The organism is Bradyrhizobium sp. C9 (assembly GCF_002532045.1).
In the GTDB taxonomy this organism is placed as follows: Bacteria; Pseudomonadota; Alphaproteobacteria; order Rhizobiales; family Xanthobacteraceae; genus Bradyrhizobium.
Genome location: NZ_NWTG01000020.1, coordinates 98,742 through 117,944 on the forward strand (window position 1 = coordinate 98,742; position 19,203 = coordinate 117,944).

A 19,203-nucleotide genomic window follows, 5' to 3' on the forward strand; every position below is an offset into this window, starting at 1 on the left:
GAGGGATCACCGCGTGGGCTGATCCATAAGAATCTGCCGTAAGCATACTCCACCTTTGTGCCATTCCGCCAAAACACTGCATCGAACACTCTGGATAACGAACGGCCGGCGTGCACCCTGCGCCGCCGGCCGTCCGAAAACCGCAGCTCGCATCGTGCGTGCGTGATGTCACCCAGCTGACGACATCAGGACCGATCGCCGACGCGGCTGCTCACGCTGCGGTGAATACGCCGCTACCAGCCGCGGTCCACATTGCGCACCTCGCCGGTGCGCGCGTCGACATCGACCTGCATCCAGCGGCCGAGCCGGTCGCGGCCCTCGACTTCCCACTCGTCGCCGAGGAACTGGGTGTTGGACACCGTGACGACGCCGATACTTGTCGCGACGTCGAGGGCTGCCTCCATCGAGATCTGGCTGCCGGAATCATAGGCCATCGCCGGCGTCGCTGCGCCGATCGCCAACGCCGCAATGGCCGGAATAATCAAGCTTCGCATCAGTCACTCCTCATGGAACGGGATGTCATGCCGTATAAAACGAGCGGCGCACCCGATCAGTTCCAGGAACAGCGGCCACGGAGCAGCGCGGAACTTCAGCAGTTAAGGCAATTTGGTGGCAGTTCTGGTTTCACCGACGCGCGCCGCGCGGCTTGCGCATTGCCTTCTTCCACATCCGGAATCCGCCCTCGAAGGCATTGGCGTTGTCGCCGAACCTCACTTTCGCTGGCGGGTTGTCGACCTTGTCGGCATTGCCGCCGCCGAGCACGATGTAGTCGGGCTCCAACGCCGCCGACAGCCGCGCGATGATGTCATCGACGCTTCTGCGCCATTTCTTCCGGCCGCGCCGTTCGAGGCCGGCAGCGCCGACATAGTCCTCGAACGTCCCATCCTTACGGTAGGGCAAGTGACCGAGCTCCATCGGCTCGTAAACGCCCTCCACGATCATCGCCGAGCCGAGCCCGGTGCCGAGACCGAGAAACAGCATCCGCCCGCCCTGATAGCTGCCGATCGCCTGCATCAGCGCATCGTTGACGACCTTCACCGGCCGGCCGAACGCGCTGTGAAAATCGAAGCCGGCCCAGCCGCGGCCAAGATTATGCGGCTCGGCCAGCGGACGGTTGTGAACCACGGGTCCGGGATAGCCGATCGAGATCACGTCATAGGACCAGTCCCTGGTCAGCGCCTTGACCTGCCGCACCATCTCGGTGGCGGACAGCGCTGGACCTGACTCGAATTCGCGCTTGATGCGCTCCCCGTCGGTCATGACCTTCACATGCGTGCCGCCGATGTCGATCGCCAGCACCGTCCGTCGCGACGCGGGCTTTGCCGTCTTCCTGCTTGTCTTCTTAGCTGTCTTCCTGGCCATCGGCGCGGTCTCTCTTGTGCGCACCGAGTGGAGCAGAGAAACACATCGCGCGCCACAGCTCCGTTCTGCATCTGACTCCAATTTGTTCGCGAAGAACGAATCGGAATCGGTAAAATCAGCGCGACTCAAGCATTAACAGGACGTATGCATCCGACGCATCTGAGGAGCCGATGTTGTACCGGGACGGGATAATCGCTCCCGGCGCGGAATATCTCGGCGCATTTCGCGTGCATTGCGTTCGATTGCTTCAGCAATCAGGCGACGACTCGCATCACAATCACGTTCCCCATTCGACTCCAGTTTGTTCGCGGGGAACGAATCGGAATCGAAAAATCAGCGCGAAGCGTTTCTTAACAAGACGTTTGCGCGAGGCTTGCGGTCACACGAAGACTGTCATCGCCCGTGCTTTGCGCGGCGCCGTTTGCTGCCCCGCCCTGCGCGCCGCCAATCTTCGAGATGAAGCCAAAGTGCTTCCGCGACCGGTCCGTGCGCATGCTGCCGATGGCGGATTGCCGCCAGATGTTCCTCGCGGCCAGGAAAATTCGGTCCCGCGATGCTGATCAGTCGGCCATCCCTGAGCTCATCCTCGATCAGCCACGCCGGCAGATGGCCCCACGCCAGACGATGCAGGATCAGCTCCTTCTTCATCATCTGATCCGGCACGGTACAGCGATGGGCGCCGTCGATCAGGAAGAAGCTTTCCGACGACGATCGCCGCGCCGTGTCACGGATCACGCACTGCGTGAAGGGGCGCATCTGCTCCGGCGTGACCCGCTTGGTCCACGCGAACGGCAGAAAGCCGGGAGCGACAACCGGCACCATGGCCGTGGTTGAGAGCTCGATCTGCTCGAAGCGCGGATCGGACCGGTCCGCGCGATGAAACACGAGGTCGGCGTCACCATCGATCAAGCGCTCGAGCGGTCCCGCAACGGCCTCATATTCCAGATGCAGGCGCGTGTTGGGATATCTGGCAAAGAACCCCGAGAGCATTTGCAGGATGGGCGGACGTGGACAGAGGTCGCCGATGACGACACGCAGCACAACCTCTTCCCCGCTGACAAGCTGGTCCGCATAGGTTTGCAGCAGATCGAGCTCGCGCAGCGTCAGCCGCGTGCGCTCGTGAAACGTCTGCCCTGCATCCGTCAGCCCGACGCGGTATCCGCTGCGATCGAGCAGGGTGAGGCCGAGCTGCTGCTCGAGGCGAGCGACCGCCGCGAACACCGACGGGTGCGAGCGGTTCAGGTCGGCGCCGGCAGCCTGGAAGCTGCCCTTGGTCGCGACCGCGTCGAAGCAGCGCAGGTCGTGGAGCTTGATCCGATCCATTGTCCAGAAATCCTACAGAGATTGATCGATCTTAGTAATTTTCCCTGCCGAGCGCGAGCCCTAGCCTGGGGCGACGCGAAGCCGTGGGCTTCCAGCAGCAGAAGGAATTGACGAAATGGGCGGCGACCAACACTTCACCACACGGGACGGCTGCCGGATTGCGTACCGGATCGACGGTCCCGACGATCGGCCGGTGCTCGTGCTGTCGAACTCGATCGCCACCAGCCTGCACATGTGGGACCGCTCAGTGCCAGCTCTCAGTCGGTCCTTTCGCCTGCTCCGCTACGACACCCGCGGTCACGGCGGTTCAGACGCGCCTGCGGGCGCGTATTCGATGGACCGGCTTGGCCGCGATGTGGTCGAACTGCTCGACGCCCTCGCGATCGATCGCGCACATTTCCTCGGCCTGTCGCTCGGCGGATTCATCGGGCAATGGCTCGGCATCTTCGCGCCTGAGCGCATCGATCGCCTGATCCTCTCGAACACCGCGTCCTATCTGGCCTCGGAGCTGCCGTTCGACGACCAGATCCGCGCCGTGCTGGCTGTCAGCGACATGGACGGAATCGCCGATACCTTCATGCGCAACTGGTTTCCCGCAACGATGCTGGCTGCGCCGGACCAGATTGTCGACGAATTCCGCAACATGGTGCACACCACCCCGCCGCGCGGCCTCGCCGGCTGTTACGCCGCCCTGCGCGATGTCGATCTTCGTCGCATCATCTCGCTGATCGCAGCGCCGACCTTGGTCATCGGAGGCGAGAGCGACACCGTCACGCGGGCCAGTCACAGCGAAGAGATCGCAGCGACCATCACCAATGCAAAGCTCGTTCTGCTGCCCGGCGTTCACATTCTCAATGTCGAACAGGCGGACCGATTCAACGATGAAGTCGCGAGCTTCCTGCAGGGCGCACCCTAACCGTTCTCGATACGACTCCATTTTGTTCGCAAAGAACGAATCGGAATCGAACAAATCAGCGCGGCGCAAATCTTAACAACAGGTTTGCGATCTCCACACCAATCGAATTTGTAGGGCGGATTGGCGCAAGCGTAATCCGCCGTCCACAAAACGAAGATGGCGGGTTACGCTTCGCTAACCCGCCCTACGCGATCACCCTCATACGCAAGCCCAGGTCGCAGTGCGCGCATCTTCTCCGCAAGCCTGTGGCTTGAGGTGTCCTCCGCATGTGCGAGCCGGTTGACGAGCGCAACATAATCCGCATCGCTCTTGTGCTGGTTGAGCTTGGACTGGCCCTCGATCTCGTCGACGACGAGATCGATCACCCTGATCCCCGCCAGCATCGCCTCGCGCTTGCCGGGCTCCATCTGCGTGAGGTCCCAGGGTTGCTTCGACAACCGCGCCTCAGAAGCCGCGAGCAGCGCGTCGCCGTGGCCGCGGTTCTCGCCGTGATCGCGCAAATGCGCGACGCCGGACAAATGCACCGCCTCGTAGAGCCAGGTGGAGACGTTATCGCGCGAGACGTACCAGTCGTTCGAGATGTAGGCGTCGTCGCCGGAGACGATCAGCAGGAAACGCCTGACGCCGTCGGCAAGCTCGACCAGCGGATTCTTCGCGGTGAGATGGATCTGCACGATCACGCGACCGTCGCGCCGCTCGATCACGAACGGCACATGGGACGCCCGCGGGCTGCGCGCATCGGCGGCGACGATGGCGCCGAAGCCGCGCGCCGCCGCAAAGTCCAGCGCGCGGTCGTCCTCGATGCGGAATTGGGGACGGAGGATGTGCATGGCGGCGGCGCTCGCGGCTGGAGGGAGACGACCCAGCGAAGCTAGCGCAACTTTTGCCGGAGATCACCGCCATGCACCGTCCGGCTCAGCAGATCATGGCATTGTCGCCATGATCGCAGACGCCGCCGGGCTGATCCCGGGGCAGCGTTTCGAACTCCCCGTAGCGCGGCACGACCATGCGTGGCGGCCCGCCGCCCCAGCGGCCGGCGGCCGCGGCATGTCCCTTCACCAACGCGGATGGGCCGGACGGGACTTCGCGCGCCATGGCCGATGTCGTCAGCACGGTCAGGGCGAGCAAACCCGCCGCGACGTGTTTGATCGTGATCATCGAGCGTCTCCTGCTGGATTCAACAGGATGGGGCCATCTCGCCGGCCTGCTGAAGCGCTTTCGCTGAAACCATGACGAGCGGCGCGGCCCGATTATTCCGCGACGACGCAGCGAATTTGCCTGTCCGGCGGCTTGGTTCGACACATTCGATTGATCGGAGCGTGACCGCCGGGACCGAGGGCCCGAGCGGCCGCAGCTCCGCTGTCGTCCCGGCGAATGGAGATAGATGCGCACTCCAACTCCATCACCGTCATAGCCTCGATATCCCAATCCACCGTTGAACTCGCGCCAACTCGCGGGTTACGCTGTCACTGATCGCGCCCTCTCGCTGGAAGGACCTCCATGAACGGCAATCGATATTATGGCGTCCGCGTCGAGGGCGCGAAATACGGCGTGGGGTTCGGCTCGGCGCTGGCGATTGCGATCTCCTACACCAAGAACCATTCGATCCTGTGGGCGATCATCCACGGTATCCTGGGCTGGCTCTACGTGATCTACGCCGCGCTGTTCGGGTGATGCGCACGACATGACCGTCATCTCGATCCAGTCACAGGTCGCCTGGGGCCATGTCGGCAACAGCGCGGCCACCTTTCCGATCCAGCTGCACGGCATCGACGTCGTCGCCGTGCCGACCACGCTGCTCAGCAACCGGCCGGGCTATCCGACCATCCGCGGACGGGTGCTCGATGTGCAGCTGGTCGCCGACCTCTTGCGCGGCGTCGAGGAGCGCGGCGCGGTCGAAAGTGCCCGGATGATCCTGTCGGGCTATCTCGGCTCGGCCGACATCGCGATGGAGGTCGCCGACTTCGTCGCCCGCGCGAAAGCGGAGAACCCGGCCCTGCTCTATTGCTGCGATCCCGTGCTCGGCGACCGCGACCGCGGCATGTTCGTGCGATCGGACATCCCGCCGCTGGTGCGCGACCAGCTCTGTCCGCTGGCCGACATCATCACGCCCAACCATTTCGAGTTCGAATTCCTCTGCGGCACGCGCGTGACGACGACCGATGCCGTCATCGCGCAAGCCCGCGCGCTGATGGCGCGGGGGCCTGCGATCATCGTCATCACCAGTGCCGAGCTCGACGGCACGCCCCACAGTGAGATCGAGACGCTGGCGATCGAGCGCGCGGGAGCGTGGCGGGTGCGCACCCCGCGCGTGCCGATCAGCCCGTCCGGCACCGGCGACCTGTTCGCCGCGCTGTTCGTCGCCGCCCGCGTGCGTGGCCTGGCGACGCCGGAGGCGCTGAGCCAGGCCGCCTCTGGCATCCACGGCGTGCTGGTGCGCACGGCGGAGCGAGGAACCGAAGAAATGCGCATTGTCGAAAGCGCTGAGCTGATGCTTGATCCGAAGCCGCGCTTCGCCGCGGTCGCGATCCCTGCAGCCTGACATCCGGGACACATCTCATGATCGACATCACCACCCTCCTCACCTACGCCGCCGTCGTGCTCGGCCTGTTCCTGATTCCGGGGCCGGCCGTGCTGCTCGTGCTTGCGCGTTCGGTCACCGGCGGACCGCGCGTCGGCGTCGCGACCGGGTTCGGCATCGCGCTCGGCGACCTCGTCCACACCGCGATGGCGACGTTCGGCCTGTCGGCCGTGCTGATGACCTCGGCGCTCGCGTTCTCGATCGTCAAATATGCCGGCGTGATCTACCTGATCGTGCTCGGCATCCGCGCTCTGTTCGAGAAGAATGACGACCTGCATCTGCCGGCGCCGCAGCCGATCGATCCCAGGCGCGCATTCCGGCAGGCGATCTGGGCCGAGATGCTCAATCCGAAGACCGCGCTGTTCTTCCTCGCTTTCCTGCCGCAGTTCGTGCATCCCGGCCACGGCTCGGCGGTGGCGCAGTTCGCGACGCTGGGCCTGATGTTCGTCGCGATGAGCGCGGCCTACACCTCGCTGCTCGCGCTCGCCGCCGGCCAGATCAGCCCATGGATCCGGCGGAATCGCCGCATCGGGCAGTGGCAGGGCCGCGTGGTCGGTACGATCTACATCGCGCTCGGCATCCGCCTCGCGTTTCAGGAGCGCTGAGCCGCGCGGGGCTTGACGGGGGCGTAACATGATCGGGGCTGGTCCGAAGACTTCTATTGCGGCCATCTGCATCGCCGGGCTCGCGGCTCTGCTCACAGCCCCCGCGCTGGCGTTCGACTACGCCCGCTACAAGACCGCCGACCTCGACGAGTTGCTGGCGCAGCCGCGGCCCAAGACTGGTGTCGACCTCAACGGCGCGAAGCCGTACCGGCTCGAGGTCACGCTGGTCTCCTATGAGGAAACCTGCGCCGTGCAGTCGGTCGCGACGACCATGCGGATGCTGGGGTTCAAGCCTGATCAGATCGACGGCGTGCAGGCCTCGCGCTGCATCAAGGTGCGCTCGGCGAAGGGGGCGGAGGCGCTCGTCTTCATCCAGGATGTGGTGCGCGCATTTCTACCGCGCGAAGTGCCGCTCGGCAGCGGCCTGACGCTGTTCGTGATCCATCTGTACACCGGCCAACAAGGACCAGGGCTGCTGGTCAATGAATTCCAGACCCCCGAGGCCGCTCCCGCCACGGCTGCCAAGGAGCCGCCCTGCGGATGCGGCACGGCGGAGTTTCATCCAGGCGTCGACATGACGTCGGACGCGGAAGGCGCTCCGGTGACCGCGATGGATGATGGCGTCGTGATCCGGGTCGAGCAGGATGACCAGGCCTCGGTCGATGCTTTCAACATCGGCCACTGCGGGCGTTATGTCGTGGTCAAGCACGTCTATCCCAATGGCCACGTCGTCTTCAGCCGCTATGCCCAGCTCGGCCGCATCGTCGGCGCCAACGGCCGGCCGGTTGCGATCGGCACCAAGATCAGGAAGCAGGACAAGATCGGCGAGGTCGGCCCGCGCAAAATGCTGCATTTCGAGATTCGCCCCGCCGTCGTCGGGGCGCTCAGGACGGATACGGCGTGGCAGGCACGCTACGGCAGCGACCCGTCGATGGACTGGTCGCGCTACGATCCGGTCAATCCCCAGACCTTCGATGCGGACGTGTTCGCCGGCCGTCCGCGGAAACCGTGAGGGCAGATGTCTCCGCTGAAGCCGCAAGCCACGTATGACGACTTCGCCCGCCTCGATATCAGGATCGGCAAGGTGGTCGAGGTGCAGCCGTTTCCGCGCGCCAGGAACCCGTCTTACAAGGTCGGCGTCGACGTCGGCGCCGGGCGGATCATGTGGTCGAGCGCGCAGATCACGAATTATGAGCCGGCAGCGCTGGTCGGCTCGCTGGTCGTCTGCGTCTGCAATTTCGGACCGAAGAACATCGCCGGTTTCACCTCGGAACTGCTGATCCTCGGCGCCAAGGATGCCGGCGGCAAGGTCATCGTGCTCGGACCGCGCAGCGAGGTTGCGGTCGGCGAGCCGATCTACTGACGTCGCCCACGATCACGGCCGCGTGATTCAAATCGTCTGGATTCCCCGTAGTTTACCGATGGGGGATCACCCGGATTCTAACTGCCGGCCTGCGCTGCTATTCCAGCGCACGAGAATCGCTTCGGCATGGGAATCGGAAGATGTCTGCAGTTTACTTTCACTGCTCCGACGACAAGCACGTCATCCTGGATCGCATCGGCGCCGCGATGGATTTTTCCGAGGTGCGGGTGCATGCGGAGCAGCTGGCGCGCAGCTTTGTCATGACACCGAGCGTGGAGGACTGGCGCAACTGGGCGGTCCACGTCACCGACGATATCGGGACCGAGATCTTCGAGCTGCCGTTCACCGCCATCCTCGGCGAATTGCACTAAGGGCGTGCCATGACGATGGAACGCGCCCTGCAGCCCTTGCGCCGCCACTTCGCCCAAGTCGTTGCGCGCTGCGTCGCGCTGATCGAGGGCGTCATCAACCCCTATCGCCCCGAGCTGTACTACATGCGCGGGCCCGGTCCGAAATGCCGCGCCAGGCGACAGGCCACGCTGCGCGACTAATTTGAGGGCTCGATCGACGAGAAAAGGCCGATGGGCGTTACGCCACCGGCCTTCTCCTGCGGCTGCCGGTTCCCGGAGTCCGGTTCCGCCGCAATTCCACCTGGTCCCAAGCTTGCGACGACAGTTTTAATCAAATCTTAACGGCACCGCGGTGAGCTGGATGACAGGACTCCTTCGCCGTGCCGCGCTGCATAATCGTTCTCGTGCGTGGAGCGTTGCACATCGTTTTTGCGCCGATCGCCCGACGATTGTGCGCGATGCATCTTAGGGAACGCACGACTCAGTGTTACCCTGTGATGCAAACCGAAACGGAGAACTTCGGATGCCGTACTACACCTTCGATCTCGTGGTGGGGGACGAGTTCCGGAATCAAGGAACGATCATCCTCGAAAACATCAGCCTCGCCTCCGATCGCGCCGATCAGCTCGCCAACGAGCTGTCGCAGGTCAAGCCGGAGTTGAAGGCGCGCGGCTGCGCCGTGCGCGTCACCGACATCGACCGGCGCGAGCTGTACCGGACGCCGCTCGATCCCGTGCCACACTGGCGCAGGGCGGGCTAGCGTCCGTAGGCTCCGGGTTCAACTGATCGCGCCTGTCCGCGCGCGATCGTGGTCCTGCTGCGCATAGCGGCTGAAGTTGCCGCCTCAGCAAGACCAGGCGGCGCGCGCCCCGATCACTTCTTCATGTTCAATCGGCCGATGAAGTCACGCTTGCCGAGCGGCGCGCCCTTGTGGCGAAGGATGTCGTAGGCCGTGGTCGAGTGAAAGAAGAAGTTCGGCAGCGAGAACGACATCAGGAAGCCCTCGGCCGTGAACGGCATCGATCGCTCGCCGAGCTTGAACATCACTTCGCGCCCGAGCAACGCGTTGACCGCGTCCGGCGTCAGCGTCGACAATTCGCTGTGCGCGTCCTTCACCAGCGCCTGCAGTGCGGCGTAGTCCAGGTCGGGCTTGCCGGACGGCGGGACGAACACGCCGGTCCTGGCAGCTTCCATCGCGCCGCGGGAATGGTGCGCGAGCGAGACCACCTGAAAGCGGAACGGCAACATGTCCGGAAACAACCGGGTCTCGACGATCTCGGCCGGATCGATGCCGCTCGCCTTGAAATGCGCGAGGCTCTTGTCAAGAAAGCCCGAGGCGGCGCCGAGGATCTGCAGATAGTTGGCAACGGTCGCGTCGTAGAGTGAAAAGCTCATGGCGAATTCCCCCAGATAGAAAATTTTGCTTGCTGCTTGTCCTGGACACAGTTCCCGGAAACTCCGGCGAAGGCAAGCGGCATCGGGGGCGCAAATCAGATAGATCCGGCGCACGGCGCCAGAGCACTCCGGCAGGGGTCGCGCGCTACCGCGGTCAGCTCTGGTGCGGTCCGCGCATCATCTTCATGGCGTCCTCGATATGACGCCACTCGCGAGCCTCTTCGGTCTCGCCCTTGCTCTCGCAGGCGATGGCGTTCTGGGCCGCCTCGGCGATCGCCTGCAGGCCGTGCTTCTCCAGCATCTGCCGCGCGATGGTGTGGATCTGCATCTCGGCTATCATGGCGCTCTCCTCTGCTGTCCGGCGCCGCAGGGACAGGCGTGATCGCGCGTTCCAGCGGACTGACTTCAAAACGGCCGAACGCCGTGTCTGGTTCCAGCATCCCGGCCGGCGCGACACAATCAGCGGTTTCCACGCGCCGCAGCGGCGTTTACAGAGAGGCGAACCCCGCTCCCTCGCGAGTTGCCGGACCCATGGCGCAGAACATCTATGACGATCCCGGCTTCTTCGCCGGCTACAGCCAGCTGCCGCGGCAGGTCCGCGGGCTGCTCGGGGCCCCCGAATGGCCCGCCATCCGCGCCATGCTGCCCGACATCACCGGCAAGCACGTCGTCGATCTCGGCTGCGGCTTCGGCTGGGCGTCGCGCTGGATGCGCGAGCAAGGCGCCTCGGGCGTGCTCGGCGTCGACCTCTCGCAGAACATGATCGCGCGCGCCACGGCGATGACGCAGGATCCGGCCGTCGCTTATGAGATCGCCGACCTTGAAACGCTGGAGCTGCCGAAGGCCACGTTCGACCTCGCCTACAGCGCCCTCACCTTCCACTACATCAGGGACTTCGATCGCCTGGCGCGGATGCTGTATCGCACGCTCGTCCCGGAAGGGCATCTGGTCTTCACCATCGAGCATCCGATCTACATGGCCGCCACCCATCCCGACTGGGGACAGGACCAGGACGGCCGCAAGACCTGGCCCGTCAACCGCTACTTCATCGAGGGCGAACGCCGGACCGACTGGTATGTGAAGGGCGTGCTGAAATATCACCGCACCATCGGCACCACGCTCAACGCGTTGATCGGCGCCGGCTTCATGCTTCGCCATGTCGAGGAATTCTCCCCGACACGGGAGCAGATCAAGGCTGTGCCCGAACTGGCTGACGAGCTGGAACGGCCCATGATGATGCTGGTATCAGCGCAGCGCTAGCATTACGCCGCGAGCAGCTTGTCGAATTCCTCCGGCGGGTATGATTTTCCGTCCTTGTCGGTGATCACCACCTGCCATCCCTCGCTCGCCCAGACCTTGGCCTTGGCGATGATGATGAAGGTGCTTTCCCGCTCGATCCTGACCGTTTCGTTCTCGCGTTCTGCGATCATCTTGTAGGCCAATGCTTGTCCCTCGCCGACATCATCCATTCGGCGGTGTGTTGGCAGCGGCGTTGGGCCGCAATTCGCCGGGAGCATGACAATTTGGTGGAAGCACAGGCGCCGGATACGACAGAGCGCAATATACGGTCGCCGCTAGATCAACTTTCCCATCGAGGTCGGCAGATCCAGCATATGCAAGGCGTTGCCGCGGCCGGCAGCGCACGCGACGCGCATGCCGCAACGAAAAACCCCGCCTCGGTGGGACGCCAAGGCGGGGAAGGTTCATTGGGTAGAAATCCACGCGCCTGAAAAACGCGAGCGCGGGGAAGTAGCGGCGACAATTCTATTTGCGGCTGGCGTCCGGACAACAGGATTAAAGCGCGCGCAAAGCCGGGACTTTTTCCCGATCCGTCCGGCAAAATTCCCGAACCCGGCTGACGGTGCAGCTCACTGCACGACGTCGAGCCGGACATTCGCGACGCCCTTGCCGATCATGCCGAGCGACTGTGCGGCAGAATACGAGACGTCGACGATGCGCCCGGGAACGTAAGGCCCGCGGTCATTGACGCGCACAGTGACCGAGCGGCCGGTCTTGACGTCGGTGACGCGCAGCTTGGTGCCGAACGGCAAGGTCGGATGCGCGGCGGTTAGTTCGTGCGCGTTGAACTTCTCGCCGCTCGCGGTCTCCTGCCCCTCGCTGTAGAAGCTCGCGACGCCCTGCGACGCGATCCTGGTGTCGCCGCCTTTGCGCGCCGCATAAGGCGTGTGCTTGCGCGCGGCTGCGACATGTATGCGCGGCGCCGATGACGCAGCGCGGATCGGCTCGGCCGATACCGGCCGGCTCGCGAGCGCCTGCGAGCGCTGGCTGACCGCGGAGGACTGCGCACAGGCGGCAAGCGACGCGGCGCCGATCACGATGGCGCAGAGCCGCAGCGGCTTTCGCGCACGAGCCAACGAAATTGCGGCCCCGCGTGCGCTGCGTTTGACGTCGACGTACGAAATGACTGCATCGTCGCGTGACATGTTGCATCCCCAACTCGCGCCCCAGCCCAAGCCGAAAATCCAACACCCGCATGGCCGAATCCAATCGGGGCGGAACGGTGGCAGAGCGCGGTCTGACATGCTGCAGGCGCCCCGATTTCCCCTCGGGTGTGGTGGATGCGCCACACAACCAGGGAGGTTCACCCGGAAATGCCACCCCGGCGCTTCCGCACGCGCGTGGCCGGCACCAGCCCCCTCAGCTCCCTGTGTGGTTCCCGAAACTCCCCAACCTCTCCACCCTCTCGCCTTGCTTTGGTCAAACCGGACTGGAGTCGTGGGGACAGGGCCAGGGGTCGATACAGAGCTCAAATTGCCGGCCGCCCATTTGCGGTTGACCTTGGACTGAAACGGGGACCGCCATGCAATCGACACTGAAAGACGCAGATCCGCACGATATTTTCGCGATCGAACCTAGCTTCACTGCAACCCGCACCGACAATGCCGCCACCGCGCCGGCGCCTACCGCAAAGGCAGCGTCGGGGCAACGCGAGCCGTGGTTCGGCCCGAGCCTTGCGCCCTCTTCCACGCCGCAGATCGCGCCGGTCGCCTCGGTGCCGCCGGTGACGCCGATCCCAGTTACGGCGCCGCCGGCCGCGCCGGAATACAGCGCCGCAAGCCATGACGGCAGACTGGACGACATCAGACTGGAGCGCGCGCCGCGTCCGACCAACAAATGGGCGATCCGTGCCTTCTGGTTCGTGTTCGCGATCGTCGGCGCGATGGGCACCGCGGCGTGGCAACACTACGGGCATCGCGTCAAGCAGGTGGTGGCGGAGTACGTGCCGCAGGTCGAGGCCCTGACCTCGCTGCTGCCAGGCAAGGCCACTCCCGCTGTCGACCAGGCGAGCCCGCCCGCGCAGGCGGCGGCTGCCGCCGATCAGCCGGCTGCGGCTGCTCCGGCTGCTGCACCGCAGGACGTGGCAACGGCCGCGCCTGCTCCGGCCGCAGCAGCAGTGGCGCCGGTCGCGCCCGCCGCGTCGGCGGCGCCAGCCGCACCTGACCAAACGCAGTTGCTGCAGTCGATGGCGCGCGATCTCGCGTCGATGGGACAGCAGATCGAGCAGCTCAAGACCAGCATCGATCAGCTGAAGGCGAGCCAGGATCAGTTGACGCAGCGGGTCGCACGGACGACCGAGACCAGGGCCGTCGAACCGCGGCCGGTCGCGCCGCGCCCGCGTGCCTCGATCGCACCGCCCCCGACCGCGCCACGTACGGCCGTTGCTTCACCGCCAGTGCGCCGGTCATACCCGCCGGCACAGGCCTACATCCCACCGCCACCGGCTGCATCAGCGGCCCCGCTGCCGGCGCCCGTTGCGGCCGCACCGCAGACGGTAGCACCGCGGCCGGTGCAACCACAGCAGTCCTCTGTTGTCGACGCGGATGATGGCGGCCCGGTGGTTCGGCCGCCGATGCCGCTGCGCTGACGGCCAGCTAACGGTTGAACGTAAAACGGCGCCGATCGCGATAACGCGATCGGCGCCCTTGCCTCTCAATAGGCGAATTACGCGCTCTGTCCCGGCGGCAGCACGACCACGGTCGCGCCCGGCTTGACGTGCTGGTAGAGGTCGATGACGTCTGCGTTGTTCATGCGGATGCAGCCCGACGAGATCGCCTGCCCGATATATTCGGGCTGGTTGGTGCCGTGGATGCGGTACAGCGTGTCCTTGTTGCCCTGGTAGAGATAGATGCCGCGGGCACCGAGCGGATTGGCCGGTCCGCCGGCGACACGCGCCGGATACGGCCCGAGCCGCTCCTGGATGTCCTTGGTCGGAACCCAGTCCGGCCATTCGGCGAGACGGCCGACCGTGGCGACGCCGGAGAACGCCATGGCCTCCTCGCCGACGGCGACGCCGTAGCGGATCGCCTTGCCGCCGGGCAGCACGTAATAGAGGTAGCGCGCGTCGGTATCGACCAGGATCGAGCCCGGCTGCTCCTTGCGCGTGTAATCGACAATGTGGCGCTGGAACTGATCCGGAATCTTGGCGTCCGCATAGGGCGGATGCGCCAGCAATTGCCGGTCGCGCGGCGTCATCGCGGCATCCGTCACCGGCGACAGCGTCGCCTGCATGCAGCCGCCAAGTGCGAGCGAACCCATCAGCACCGCAGCAAGCCCCAACTTCGACACGATCATTCTCCCCTGCGTCAAGTTGTGGCACTTGCTGCCGAAATCGTGCTGAAATCGTGGCAGCCCAGACCGGAACACGGCTGTTTGATCGGTTCCATCAGCAAGTGTGTCCTTACGGTTGCAGTCGGTTCCCGCGGACGCTAGCCTTGCGACAAAATGTCTAAAACATCGGGAGGAATTCGATGCGTTACGCTCTGCTGATCGGCGGCCTGATTGTCGCGGCAACACCGGCCCACGCCGATCCGCGCGCGGCCTATGTCACCATGGTGCTGCAAGCCTTTGCCGCCAAGGTCGAGTGCCCGGGCACCGATCTGGTCTATCAGGACCTCGTGCAGCGCGCGCAGGACATGCACCTGCCCGACGGCACCACCGAGCAGGTGCGCAAGGCGATCGCCTTCATGCATACCGGCGGCAAGATGGGCGAGAAGCAGGCCGACGACCTGATGACCGAAGTCGCGATCGCGACCCAGAGCACCGACCTCGACCAGCGCCGCGCCGGCAGCATGACGACCTGGTGCCAGGACCAGAAGTCGCGGCTCGCGGGCTACATCAGGACCAAGTAGCAAACTCCGATCTCAATCGAGCTCCGGCGGGGCGAACCAGTTGGTCAGCGACAAGCCGCCATCGACCACGATCGATGCGCCGGTGACGTAGCCGGAGATCTTGTGCGAGAGCACGGCAAGCGCCATCGGCGCGAGATCGTCCGCCTGACCAAGCCGGCCGAGCGGAATGTGCCTGGCCAGCGCGGGATCGGCGACGAAGCCGCCGGCTGCGATCGCGCCAGGCACCAGCGCATTGACGCGGATGCCATAGCGGCCCCAACTCTTGGCCAGCTCCTTCACCAGCATTGCCATGCCGGCCTTCGCCGTCGAGTAATGCGGCAGGTTGCGTGGCGTACCCGCATGCAGCGAGGTGAGCAGCAGGAACGAACCCGGCGTCTGCGCCGCGATCAGCTTGCGCGCCAGTTCACGCGACAGATGAAAACCGGCATCGAGATTGACCGCGTGCATCTGCCGCCAGGTCTCTTCATCGACCGCCATCGCATGATCGGCCTCGCGGCGCGGCGGCGACGCGCTGTGGACGAAGTGCGTCACCTGCCCGACCGTTTGTTGTGCATGCGCCAGCAGGGCGTCGCACGCCGCACGCTGCGCAAGATCGCCGATCCAGGGCACAGCAAGTTCGGGATGTGGCGCAGCCTCGATCGCGGCCAGCACCTTGTCCTCATGCAGGTCGGCGAACACCGTGCGCACACCTTCGCCGACCAGGGCCTGCGCGATGGCGCGTCCGATGCCGTTGCCGGCGCCGGTCACCAGGGCTGCCTCGCGCGCGGGATCGAAGGGCGATGTGAAGAGGCTCATGATCCCGAAACTCCTGGCTGGCAGACCGGCGTTTTCAGTATGGCGGCGCCTTGCGCGCCCGCTGTGCCTTGGCGGCTTCGATCCACCAGGTGAAGTCGTCTGCAAAGCGTGGAAAGGCGCGTTCGAGCGACTTGCCGCCCTCGCCGATCGGCTTGCCTTCGGCCGACAGGGTCTGCGCGATCGGCCCCGCGCTGATCGTGCTCGACACCACCACCATGCCCATCTCCGACAGCGTGCCGTGCCAGGCGGTCGCGGCGCGCGCTCCGGCGAACCGCCCGGCCGAATAGCTTGCGATCGCCGCCGGACGCCAAAACCACTCCTCGAGGAAGTGATCGGTCAGGTTCTTCAGCCCGGGCTGGATGCCCCAATTGTATTCGCCGGTGACGAACAGGAATCCATCGGCGTCGCGGATCTTGCCGGCGAGCGTTTCGAGCACGGCCGGCGCCTGCCCCTTGGGATGCTCCTTGTACATCCGGTCGAGCATCGGCAGGCCGACCTCCTTGGCGTCGATCAACTCGACATCGTCGCCGCGCCCCCGAAGGCCGTCGACGACAAACTGCGCCAGGCGGATGCCCATGCGATCCGAACGATAGGAGCCGTAGAGAACGAGAATGCGGTGGGTCATGATGGCGCGATCCTACCACGGCGCTGCGACAGCCGTCCCGCGACCGGCGCGCGGATGTTAACGGGCATTCCGGCGCGTTTTGCCCGCATTAAGCAATTCGTCGCAGGTCGCCCGCCGCGGCCAAAAATCGCCAGATTTGTTTTCTGGATATGTTTTTCGCTTCGAGAAGGAGAACCCGACATGCAGATCGCAAAGCTGGTTTTCGCAGGCTCGCTCGCGGTCATCGCTGCCATTGCCACGCCGGCGCTGGCGAAGAGCGCCGAGCGGCAGAAAGCCGACGAGAAAGCCGCCACCTCAACCAATTCGGCCGGCTGCCAGGCCTACCAGCAAGCCGCCGACGGCACCTGGAACCAGCTTCCCTGCGGCGAAGCGGGCACCGGCGGCGCGACCCAGCACCGCGCCGCAACCAAGGGCGCTGAGGACGACGGGCACTGATCGTCACATCGCGCCGCCGCGCGCGGCCCGGCGTCCTCGACTTTCGGACCATACGGATGTGCGGCAGCCCCGCGGCTCCCGCATCATAAACCCAAGCTTAATGCGCACCCGGTACGGTTGAGGCCTCTCCCTCTCCCGTCAAGAAATGGCGCGCATCCCATGAAAATCGGTACTCTCCTGACGGCCGCGATCGTCTCCTTGTCCGCGGTCGGCGGTGGCCTGTCGGCCTATGTCGCGGTGACCAAGTACCAGACCATGGACAAGGTTTCGACCGCGCAGAGCCGGCTCGAAATCGTCCGCGCCGTCGGTGATATCCCGCGCTACATGAACCCCGAGCGCGGCTACGCCACCAACCTGCTGCTCGCCGGCGGCACGATCGATCCGAAGCAGATCGCCGAACTCGACCGCCAGCGTCAGCTGACCGACGGCGCGCTGGCCAAGGTCAACCAGGTGCGCACCACGCTGCCGGGATCGCTCGATGATGGCGAAGCCCTCGCGCGCGAGATCGACGCGCTGAAGGTGAAGTTTGCCGGGCTGCGCGACGCCATCGCGGCTGCCATCTCAGGTCCGGCCGATGTCCGCCGCGCCGCCTCCGGCAAGATCGTCGCCGACAATTCCGTGTTCAACGCCGGAGTCACCACGCTGCTCGACGAGCAGGTGCGCCGCCTTGCCGGCCTCGACGGCAATGCCTATCGCCAGGCCAGCTACGCCAACGTTGCCTGGATGCTGCGCGACACCGGCGGCCTCAATGCCAGCCTGCACAAGGCGCTGGTCGGCGCCAAGCGCGTCGCGACCGATCAAGAGAAGATGGAGCTCTACCGCTCCACCGGCCGCACCGAACAGATCCTCTCGACGCTGCAGGAATTGCGCAACAATCCGGCGACGCCCGCGAATGTCATGACGGCGCTCGGCAAGATGCAGGCCGACTATGTCGAGCGCTTCGGCAAAGCGCTGAAGCTTGCCAAGGAAGGCGCAGTGACCGGCAAGTATGAAGTTGATCTCGACACCTACTATCCGGAATCGCAGGTCGGCCTCGCCGCCATCATTACCGTGCGCGACGCATTCTACGAGAATGCCGAGCAGGTGCTAGCGAGCGCCTATTCGTCGGCGCGCTTCAGCTTCGCGATTGCACTGACCGGGCTGCTCGCGGTCATTGCCGTCAGCGCCGGCCTCATCGTCGTGGTCCGCCGCCGCATCCTCAACCCGATCGCCGCCCTCACCGGCCGGATGTCGCGCCTCGCCGCCGGCGACGTCGCCGAGACGATCCCGGGAGCCGCGCGCAACGACGAGATCGGCGCGATGGCCGCCGCCGTGCAGGTGTTCAAGGACAACAGGATTGAGGCCGATCGCCTCGCGAGCGAGAAGGAAGCCGAGAACGACGTCAAGATGCGCCGCGCCCGCGTGCTCGACGATCTGACCCGCGCCTTCGAAGCCAAGGTCACCGAGCTGGTCGGCGGATTGTCCGCGGCGTCCTCGGTGATGGAGGACACAGCGCAATCGATGTCGGCGACCGCGGCCGCCACCAACCGCCAGGCCGCGGTCGTCGCCGCGGCGTCGGATCAGACCTCGACCAACGTGCAGACGGTCGCGAGCGCGACCGAGGAGCTGACCTCCTCGATCTCGGAGATCGCCCGCCAGGTTGCGACCTCGACCGAGATCGCCGCGCGTGCGGTCGACCATGCAAGGCGCACCGGCGACACCGCGCGCTCGCTGGCCGAAGGCGCCCAGAAGATCGGCGACGTCGTGACGCTGATCCAGAGCATCGCGGCACAGACCAACCTGCTCGCGCTCAACGCCACCATCGAGGCGGCCCGCGCCGGCGAGGCCGGCCGCGGCTTTGCCGTCGTCGCCTCGGAAGTGAAGTCGCTGGCCGGCCAGACCGCGAAGGCGACCACGGAGATCTCCGAGCAGATCACCGCGATCCAGACCGCAAGCGACGAGACCGTGACCGCGATCCGCAGCGTCGTCGACGTCATCACCGAGATCGACCAGATCGGCACCGCGATTGCCGCCGCGATCGAGGAACAGGGATCGGCGACCAAGGAGATCTCGCGCAGCGTTCAGGAAGCCGCGCGCGGCACCCAGGAGGTCAACTCCAACATCTCCGGCGTGCAGCGCGCCGCCGACGACACCGGCGCGGCGGCAACCCAGGTGCTGGGCGCGGCCGAGCAGCTTTCGACGCAATCCAAGGACCTCGCCGGCCAGGTCAACCGCTTCCTCTCCGACGTGCGCGCGGCGTAGCGTGAATCCGTGGAATGGGTAGAGCACAGCGAAGCCCATCAACACTCGCAGCGAAGCGATGG

General features: G+C 65.3%; 26 protein-coding genes. 14 read left to right on the forward strand and 12 right to left on the reverse strand.

Annotated features, from left to right (window positions below; genetic code table 11):
* Window positions 1-233 precede the first annotated feature (233 nt).
* The 3 genes from CO675_RS29955 to CO675_RS29965 form a co-directional block, all read right to left on the reverse strand.
* Entirely contained in the window at window positions 234-494 is a 261-nt protein-coding gene (locus CO675_RS29955) for a PepSY domain-containing protein (RefSeq protein ID WP_097675378.1), read from the reverse strand.
* Between the two features lie 130 nt (window positions 495-624).
* On the reverse strand, window positions 625-1,362 hold the full coding sequence (locus CO675_RS29960; protein ID WP_097675379.1) for an ROK family protein: 738 nt from the start codon (window positions 1,360-1,362) through the stop codon (window positions 625-627).
* Window positions 1,363-1,755: 393 nt separating this feature from the next.
* On the reverse strand, window positions 1,756-2,685 hold the full coding sequence (locus CO675_RS29965; RefSeq protein WP_097675380.1) for a LysR family transcriptional regulator: 930 nt from the start codon (window positions 2,683-2,685) through the stop codon (window positions 1,756-1,758).
* Between the two features lie 115 nt (window positions 2,686-2,800).
* Here CO675_RS29965 and CO675_RS29970 point away from each other — a divergent pair, with 115 nt between their 5' ends.
* Entirely contained in the window at window positions 2,801-3,601 is an 801-nt protein-coding gene (locus CO675_RS29970) for an alpha/beta fold hydrolase (protein WP_097675381.1), read from the forward strand.
* Between the two features lie 164 nt (window positions 3,602-3,765).
* Here the strand turns inward: CO675_RS29970 and CO675_RS29975 are convergent, their stop codons facing one another.
* Both CO675_RS29975 and CO675_RS29980 read right to left on the reverse strand, forming a co-directional pair.
* Window positions 3,766-4,431, reverse strand: coding sequence for an FMN-binding negative transcriptional regulator (locus CO675_RS29975; protein WP_097675382.1), 666 nt, complete (start codon window positions 4,429-4,431; stop codon window positions 3,766-3,768).
* A gap of 85 nt (window positions 4,432-4,516) precedes the next feature.
* Window positions 4,517-4,759 (reverse strand): hypothetical protein, encoded by a 243-nt coding sequence (locus CO675_RS29980; RefSeq protein WP_097675383.1) that lies wholly within the window; start codon window positions 4,757-4,759, stop codon window positions 4,517-4,519.
* Window positions 4,760-5,101: 342 nt separating this feature from the next.
* Here CO675_RS29980 and CO675_RS41160 point away from each other — a divergent pair, with 342 nt between their 5' ends.
* The 8 genes from CO675_RS41160 to CO675_RS30010 all read left to right on the forward strand — a co-directional run bounded on the left by CO675_RS41160 (window position 5,102) and on the right by CO675_RS30010 (window position 9,260).
* A complete protein-coding gene (locus CO675_RS41160; protein WP_016840760.1) occupies window positions 5,102-5,275 on the forward strand; it encodes a hypothetical protein in 174 nt (57 codons plus the stop codon).
* Between the two features lie 10 nt (window positions 5,276-5,285).
* Window positions 5,286-6,143 carry a pyridoxal kinase PdxY gene (gene pdxY / locus CO675_RS29985; protein WP_097675384.1) on the forward strand — a complete coding sequence of 286 codons (858 nt, stop codon included), beginning with the start codon at window positions 5,286-5,288 and terminating at the stop codon, window positions 6,141-6,143.
* Window positions 6,144-6,160: 17 nt separating this feature from the next.
* Window positions 6,161-6,787, forward strand: coding sequence for a LysE family translocator (locus tag CO675_RS29990; protein WP_097675385.1), 627 nt, complete (start codon window positions 6,161-6,163; stop codon window positions 6,785-6,787).
* Between the two features lie 28 nt (window positions 6,788-6,815).
* Complete coding sequence (locus tag CO675_RS29995; protein ID WP_097675386.1) at window positions 6,816-7,799, forward strand: M23 family metallopeptidase; 984 nt, start codon at window positions 6,816-6,818, stop codon at window positions 7,797-7,799.
* A gap of 6 nt (window positions 7,800-7,805) precedes the next feature.
* Window positions 7,806-8,150, forward strand: coding sequence for a tRNA-binding protein (locus CO675_RS30000; RefSeq protein WP_097675387.1), 345 nt, complete (start codon window positions 7,806-7,808; stop codon window positions 8,148-8,150).
* 140 nt (window positions 8,151-8,290) lie between these two features.
* Window positions 8,291-8,521 carry a DUF6894 family protein gene (locus tag CO675_RS30005; protein ID WP_097675388.1) on the forward strand — a complete coding sequence of 77 codons (231 nt, stop codon included), beginning with the start codon at window positions 8,291-8,293 and terminating at the stop codon, window positions 8,519-8,521.
* A gap of 9 nt (window positions 8,522-8,530) precedes the next feature.
* On the forward strand, window positions 8,531-8,701 hold the full coding sequence (locus tag CO675_RS41165) for a hypothetical protein (RefSeq protein ID WP_198964797.1): 171 nt from the start codon (window positions 8,531-8,533) through the stop codon (window positions 8,699-8,701).
* A 322-nt stretch (window positions 8,702-9,023) separates the two neighbouring features.
* Window positions 9,024-9,260, forward strand: a complete 237-nt coding sequence (locus CO675_RS30010) for a hypothetical protein (RefSeq protein ID WP_097675389.1) — start codon at window positions 9,024-9,026, stop codon at window positions 9,258-9,260.
* A 113-nt stretch (window positions 9,261-9,373) separates the two neighbouring features.
* On the opposite strand, the gene CO675_RS30015 is transcribed toward CO675_RS30010, so the two are convergent.
* Window positions 9,374-9,895, reverse strand: a complete 522-nt coding sequence (locus CO675_RS30015) for a DUF1993 domain-containing protein (protein WP_097675390.1) — start codon at window positions 9,893-9,895, stop codon at window positions 9,374-9,376.
* 154 nt (window positions 9,896-10,049) lie between these two features.
* Window positions 10,050-10,235, reverse strand: coding sequence for a hypothetical protein (locus CO675_RS30020; protein ID WP_092125583.1), 186 nt, complete (start codon window positions 10,233-10,235; stop codon window positions 10,050-10,052).
* Window positions 10,236-10,426: 191 nt separating this feature from the next.
* Between CO675_RS30020 and CO675_RS30025 the strand changes: the two genes are divergently transcribed.
* Window positions 10,427-11,155: a class I SAM-dependent methyltransferase gene (locus CO675_RS30025; protein ID WP_097675391.1), complete on the forward strand. Its 729-nt coding sequence runs from the start codon at window positions 10,427-10,429 to the stop codon at window positions 11,153-11,155.
* Window positions 11,156-11,157: 2 nt separating this feature from the next.
* On the opposite strand, the gene CO675_RS30030 is transcribed toward CO675_RS30025, so the two are convergent.
* Together CO675_RS30030 and CO675_RS30035 are read right to left on the reverse strand one after the other, a co-directional pair.
* Window positions 11,158-11,364 (reverse strand): hypothetical protein, encoded by a 207-nt coding sequence (locus CO675_RS30030; RefSeq protein WP_050401388.1) that lies wholly within the window; start codon window positions 11,362-11,364, stop codon window positions 11,158-11,160.
* Window positions 11,365-11,763: 399 nt separating this feature from the next.
* On the reverse strand, window positions 11,764-12,339 hold the full coding sequence (locus tag CO675_RS30035) for a septal ring lytic transglycosylase RlpA family protein (RefSeq protein ID WP_097675392.1): 576 nt from the start codon (window positions 12,337-12,339) through the stop codon (window positions 11,764-11,766).
* Window positions 12,340-12,716: 377 nt separating this feature from the next.
* On the opposite strand from CO675_RS30035, the gene CO675_RS40725 reads away from it, so the two are divergent.
* On the forward strand, window positions 12,717-13,781 hold the full coding sequence (locus tag CO675_RS40725) for a hypothetical protein (RefSeq protein WP_097675393.1): 1,065 nt from the start codon (window positions 12,717-12,719) through the stop codon (window positions 13,779-13,781).
* A gap of 77 nt (window positions 13,782-13,858) precedes the next feature.
* Here the strand turns inward: CO675_RS40725 and CO675_RS30045 are convergent, their stop codons facing one another.
* Entirely contained in the window at window positions 13,859-14,488 is a 630-nt protein-coding gene (locus CO675_RS30045; RefSeq protein WP_245452982.1) for a L,D-transpeptidase, read from the reverse strand.
* A gap of 176 nt (window positions 14,489-14,664) precedes the next feature.
* Between CO675_RS30045 and CO675_RS30050 the strand changes: the two genes are divergently transcribed.
* Window positions 14,665-15,045: a hypothetical protein gene (locus tag CO675_RS30050; protein ID WP_097675394.1), complete on the forward strand. Its 381-nt coding sequence runs from the start codon at window positions 14,665-14,667 to the stop codon at window positions 15,043-15,045.
* Window positions 15,046-15,057: 12 nt separating this feature from the next.
* Here the strand turns inward: CO675_RS30050 and CO675_RS30055 are convergent, their stop codons facing one another.
* Both CO675_RS30055 and CO675_RS30060 read right to left on the reverse strand, forming a co-directional pair.
* Window positions 15,058-15,840 carry an SDR family NAD(P)-dependent oxidoreductase gene (locus CO675_RS30055; RefSeq protein ID WP_097675395.1) on the reverse strand — a complete coding sequence of 261 codons (783 nt, stop codon included), beginning with the start codon at window positions 15,838-15,840 and terminating at the stop codon, window positions 15,058-15,060.
* A 34-nt stretch (window positions 15,841-15,874) separates the two neighbouring features.
* Window positions 15,875-16,465 carry an NADPH-dependent FMN reductase gene (locus CO675_RS30060; protein WP_097675396.1) on the reverse strand — a complete coding sequence of 197 codons (591 nt, stop codon included), beginning with the start codon at window positions 16,463-16,465 and terminating at the stop codon, window positions 15,875-15,877.
* A gap of 180 nt (window positions 16,466-16,645) precedes the next feature.
* Here CO675_RS30060 and CO675_RS30065 point away from each other — a divergent pair, with 180 nt between their 5' ends.
* Window positions 16,646-16,900: a hypothetical protein gene (locus CO675_RS30065; RefSeq protein ID WP_097675397.1), complete on the forward strand. Its 255-nt coding sequence runs from the start codon at window positions 16,646-16,648 to the stop codon at window positions 16,898-16,900.
* 159 nt (window positions 16,901-17,059) lie between these two features.
* A complete protein-coding gene (locus CO675_RS30070; protein WP_097675398.1) occupies window positions 17,060-19,141 on the forward strand; it encodes a methyl-accepting chemotaxis protein in 2,082 nt (693 codons plus the stop codon).
* The last annotated feature ends 62 nt before the right edge of the window (window positions 19,142-19,203 follow it).

Excerpts from the sequence above, each read along its gene's own strand:
- CO675_RS29955 (WP_097675378.1), bottom strand. The coding sequence starts at position 494 with ATGCGAAGCTTGATTATTCCGGCCATTGCGGCGTTGGCGATCGGCGCA.
- CO675_RS29960 (WP_097675379.1), bottom strand. The coding sequence starts at position 1,362 with ATGGCCAGGAAGACAGCTAAGAAGACAAGCAGGAAGACGGCAAAGCCC.
- CO675_RS29965 (WP_097675380.1), bottom strand. The coding sequence starts at position 2,685 with ATGGATCGGATCAAGCTCCACGACCTGCGCTGCTTCGACGCGGTCGCG.
- CO675_RS29970 (WP_097675381.1), top strand. The coding sequence starts at position 2,801 with ATGGGCGGCGACCAACACTTCACCACACGGGACGGCTGCCGGATTGCG.
- CO675_RS29975 (WP_097675382.1), bottom strand. The coding sequence starts at position 4,431 with ATGCACATCCTCCGTCCCCAATTCCGCATCGAGGACGACCGCGCGCTG.
- CO675_RS29980 (WP_097675383.1), bottom strand. The coding sequence starts at position 4,759 with ATGATCACGATCAAACACGTCGCGGCGGGTTTGCTCGCCCTGACCGTG.
- CO675_RS41160 (WP_016840760.1), top strand. The coding sequence starts at position 5,102 with ATGAACGGCAATCGATATTATGGCGTCCGCGTCGAGGGCGCGAAATAC.
- pdxY (WP_097675384.1), top strand. The coding sequence starts at position 5,286 with ATGACCGTCATCTCGATCCAGTCACAGGTCGCCTGGGGCCATGTCGGC.
- CO675_RS29990 (WP_097675385.1), top strand. The coding sequence starts at position 6,161 with ATGATCGACATCACCACCCTCCTCACCTACGCCGCCGTCGTGCTCGGC.
- CO675_RS29995 (WP_097675386.1), top strand. The coding sequence starts at position 6,816 with ATGATCGGGGCTGGTCCGAAGACTTCTATTGCGGCCATCTGCATCGCC.
- CO675_RS30000 (WP_097675387.1), top strand. The coding sequence starts at position 7,806 with ATGTCTCCGCTGAAGCCGCAAGCCACGTATGACGACTTCGCCCGCCTC.
- CO675_RS30005 (WP_097675388.1), top strand. The coding sequence starts at position 8,291 with ATGTCTGCAGTTTACTTTCACTGCTCCGACGACAAGCACGTCATCCTG.
- CO675_RS41165 (WP_198964797.1), top strand. The coding sequence starts at position 8,531 with ATGACGATGGAACGCGCCCTGCAGCCCTTGCGCCGCCACTTCGCCCAA.
- CO675_RS30010 (WP_097675389.1), top strand. The coding sequence starts at position 9,024 with ATGCCGTACTACACCTTCGATCTCGTGGTGGGGGACGAGTTCCGGAAT.
- CO675_RS30015 (WP_097675390.1), bottom strand. The coding sequence starts at position 9,895 with ATGAGCTTTTCACTCTACGACGCGACCGTTGCCAACTATCTGCAGATC.
- CO675_RS30020 (WP_092125583.1), bottom strand. The coding sequence starts at position 10,235 with ATGATAGCCGAGATGCAGATCCACACCATCGCGCGGCAGATGCTGGAG.
- CO675_RS30025 (WP_097675391.1), top strand. The coding sequence starts at position 10,427 with ATGGCGCAGAACATCTATGACGATCCCGGCTTCTTCGCCGGCTACAGC.
- CO675_RS30030 (WP_050401388.1), bottom strand. The coding sequence starts at position 11,364 with ATGGATGATGTCGGCGAGGGACAAGCATTGGCCTACAAGATGATCGCA.
- CO675_RS30035 (WP_097675392.1), bottom strand. The coding sequence starts at position 12,339 with ATGTCACGCGACGATGCAGTCATTTCGTACGTCGACGTCAAACGCAGC.
- CO675_RS40725 (WP_097675393.1), top strand. The coding sequence starts at position 12,717 with ATGCAATCGACACTGAAAGACGCAGATCCGCACGATATTTTCGCGATC.
- CO675_RS30045 (WP_245452982.1), bottom strand. The coding sequence starts at position 14,488 with ATGATCGTGTCGAAGTTGGGGCTTGCTGCGGTGCTGATGGGTTCGCTC.
- CO675_RS30050 (WP_097675394.1), top strand. The coding sequence starts at position 14,665 with ATGCGTTACGCTCTGCTGATCGGCGGCCTGATTGTCGCGGCAACACCG.
- CO675_RS30055 (WP_097675395.1), bottom strand. The coding sequence starts at position 15,840 with ATGAGCCTCTTCACATCGCCCTTCGATCCCGCGCGCGAGGCAGCCCTG.
- CO675_RS30060 (WP_097675396.1), bottom strand. The coding sequence starts at position 16,465 with ATGACCCACCGCATTCTCGTTCTCTACGGCTCCTATCGTTCGGATCGC.
- CO675_RS30065 (WP_097675397.1), top strand. The coding sequence starts at position 16,646 with ATGCAGATCGCAAAGCTGGTTTTCGCAGGCTCGCTCGCGGTCATCGCT.
- CO675_RS30070 (WP_097675398.1), top strand. The coding sequence starts at position 17,060 with ATGAAAATCGGTACTCTCCTGACGGCCGCGATCGTCTCCTTGTCCGCG.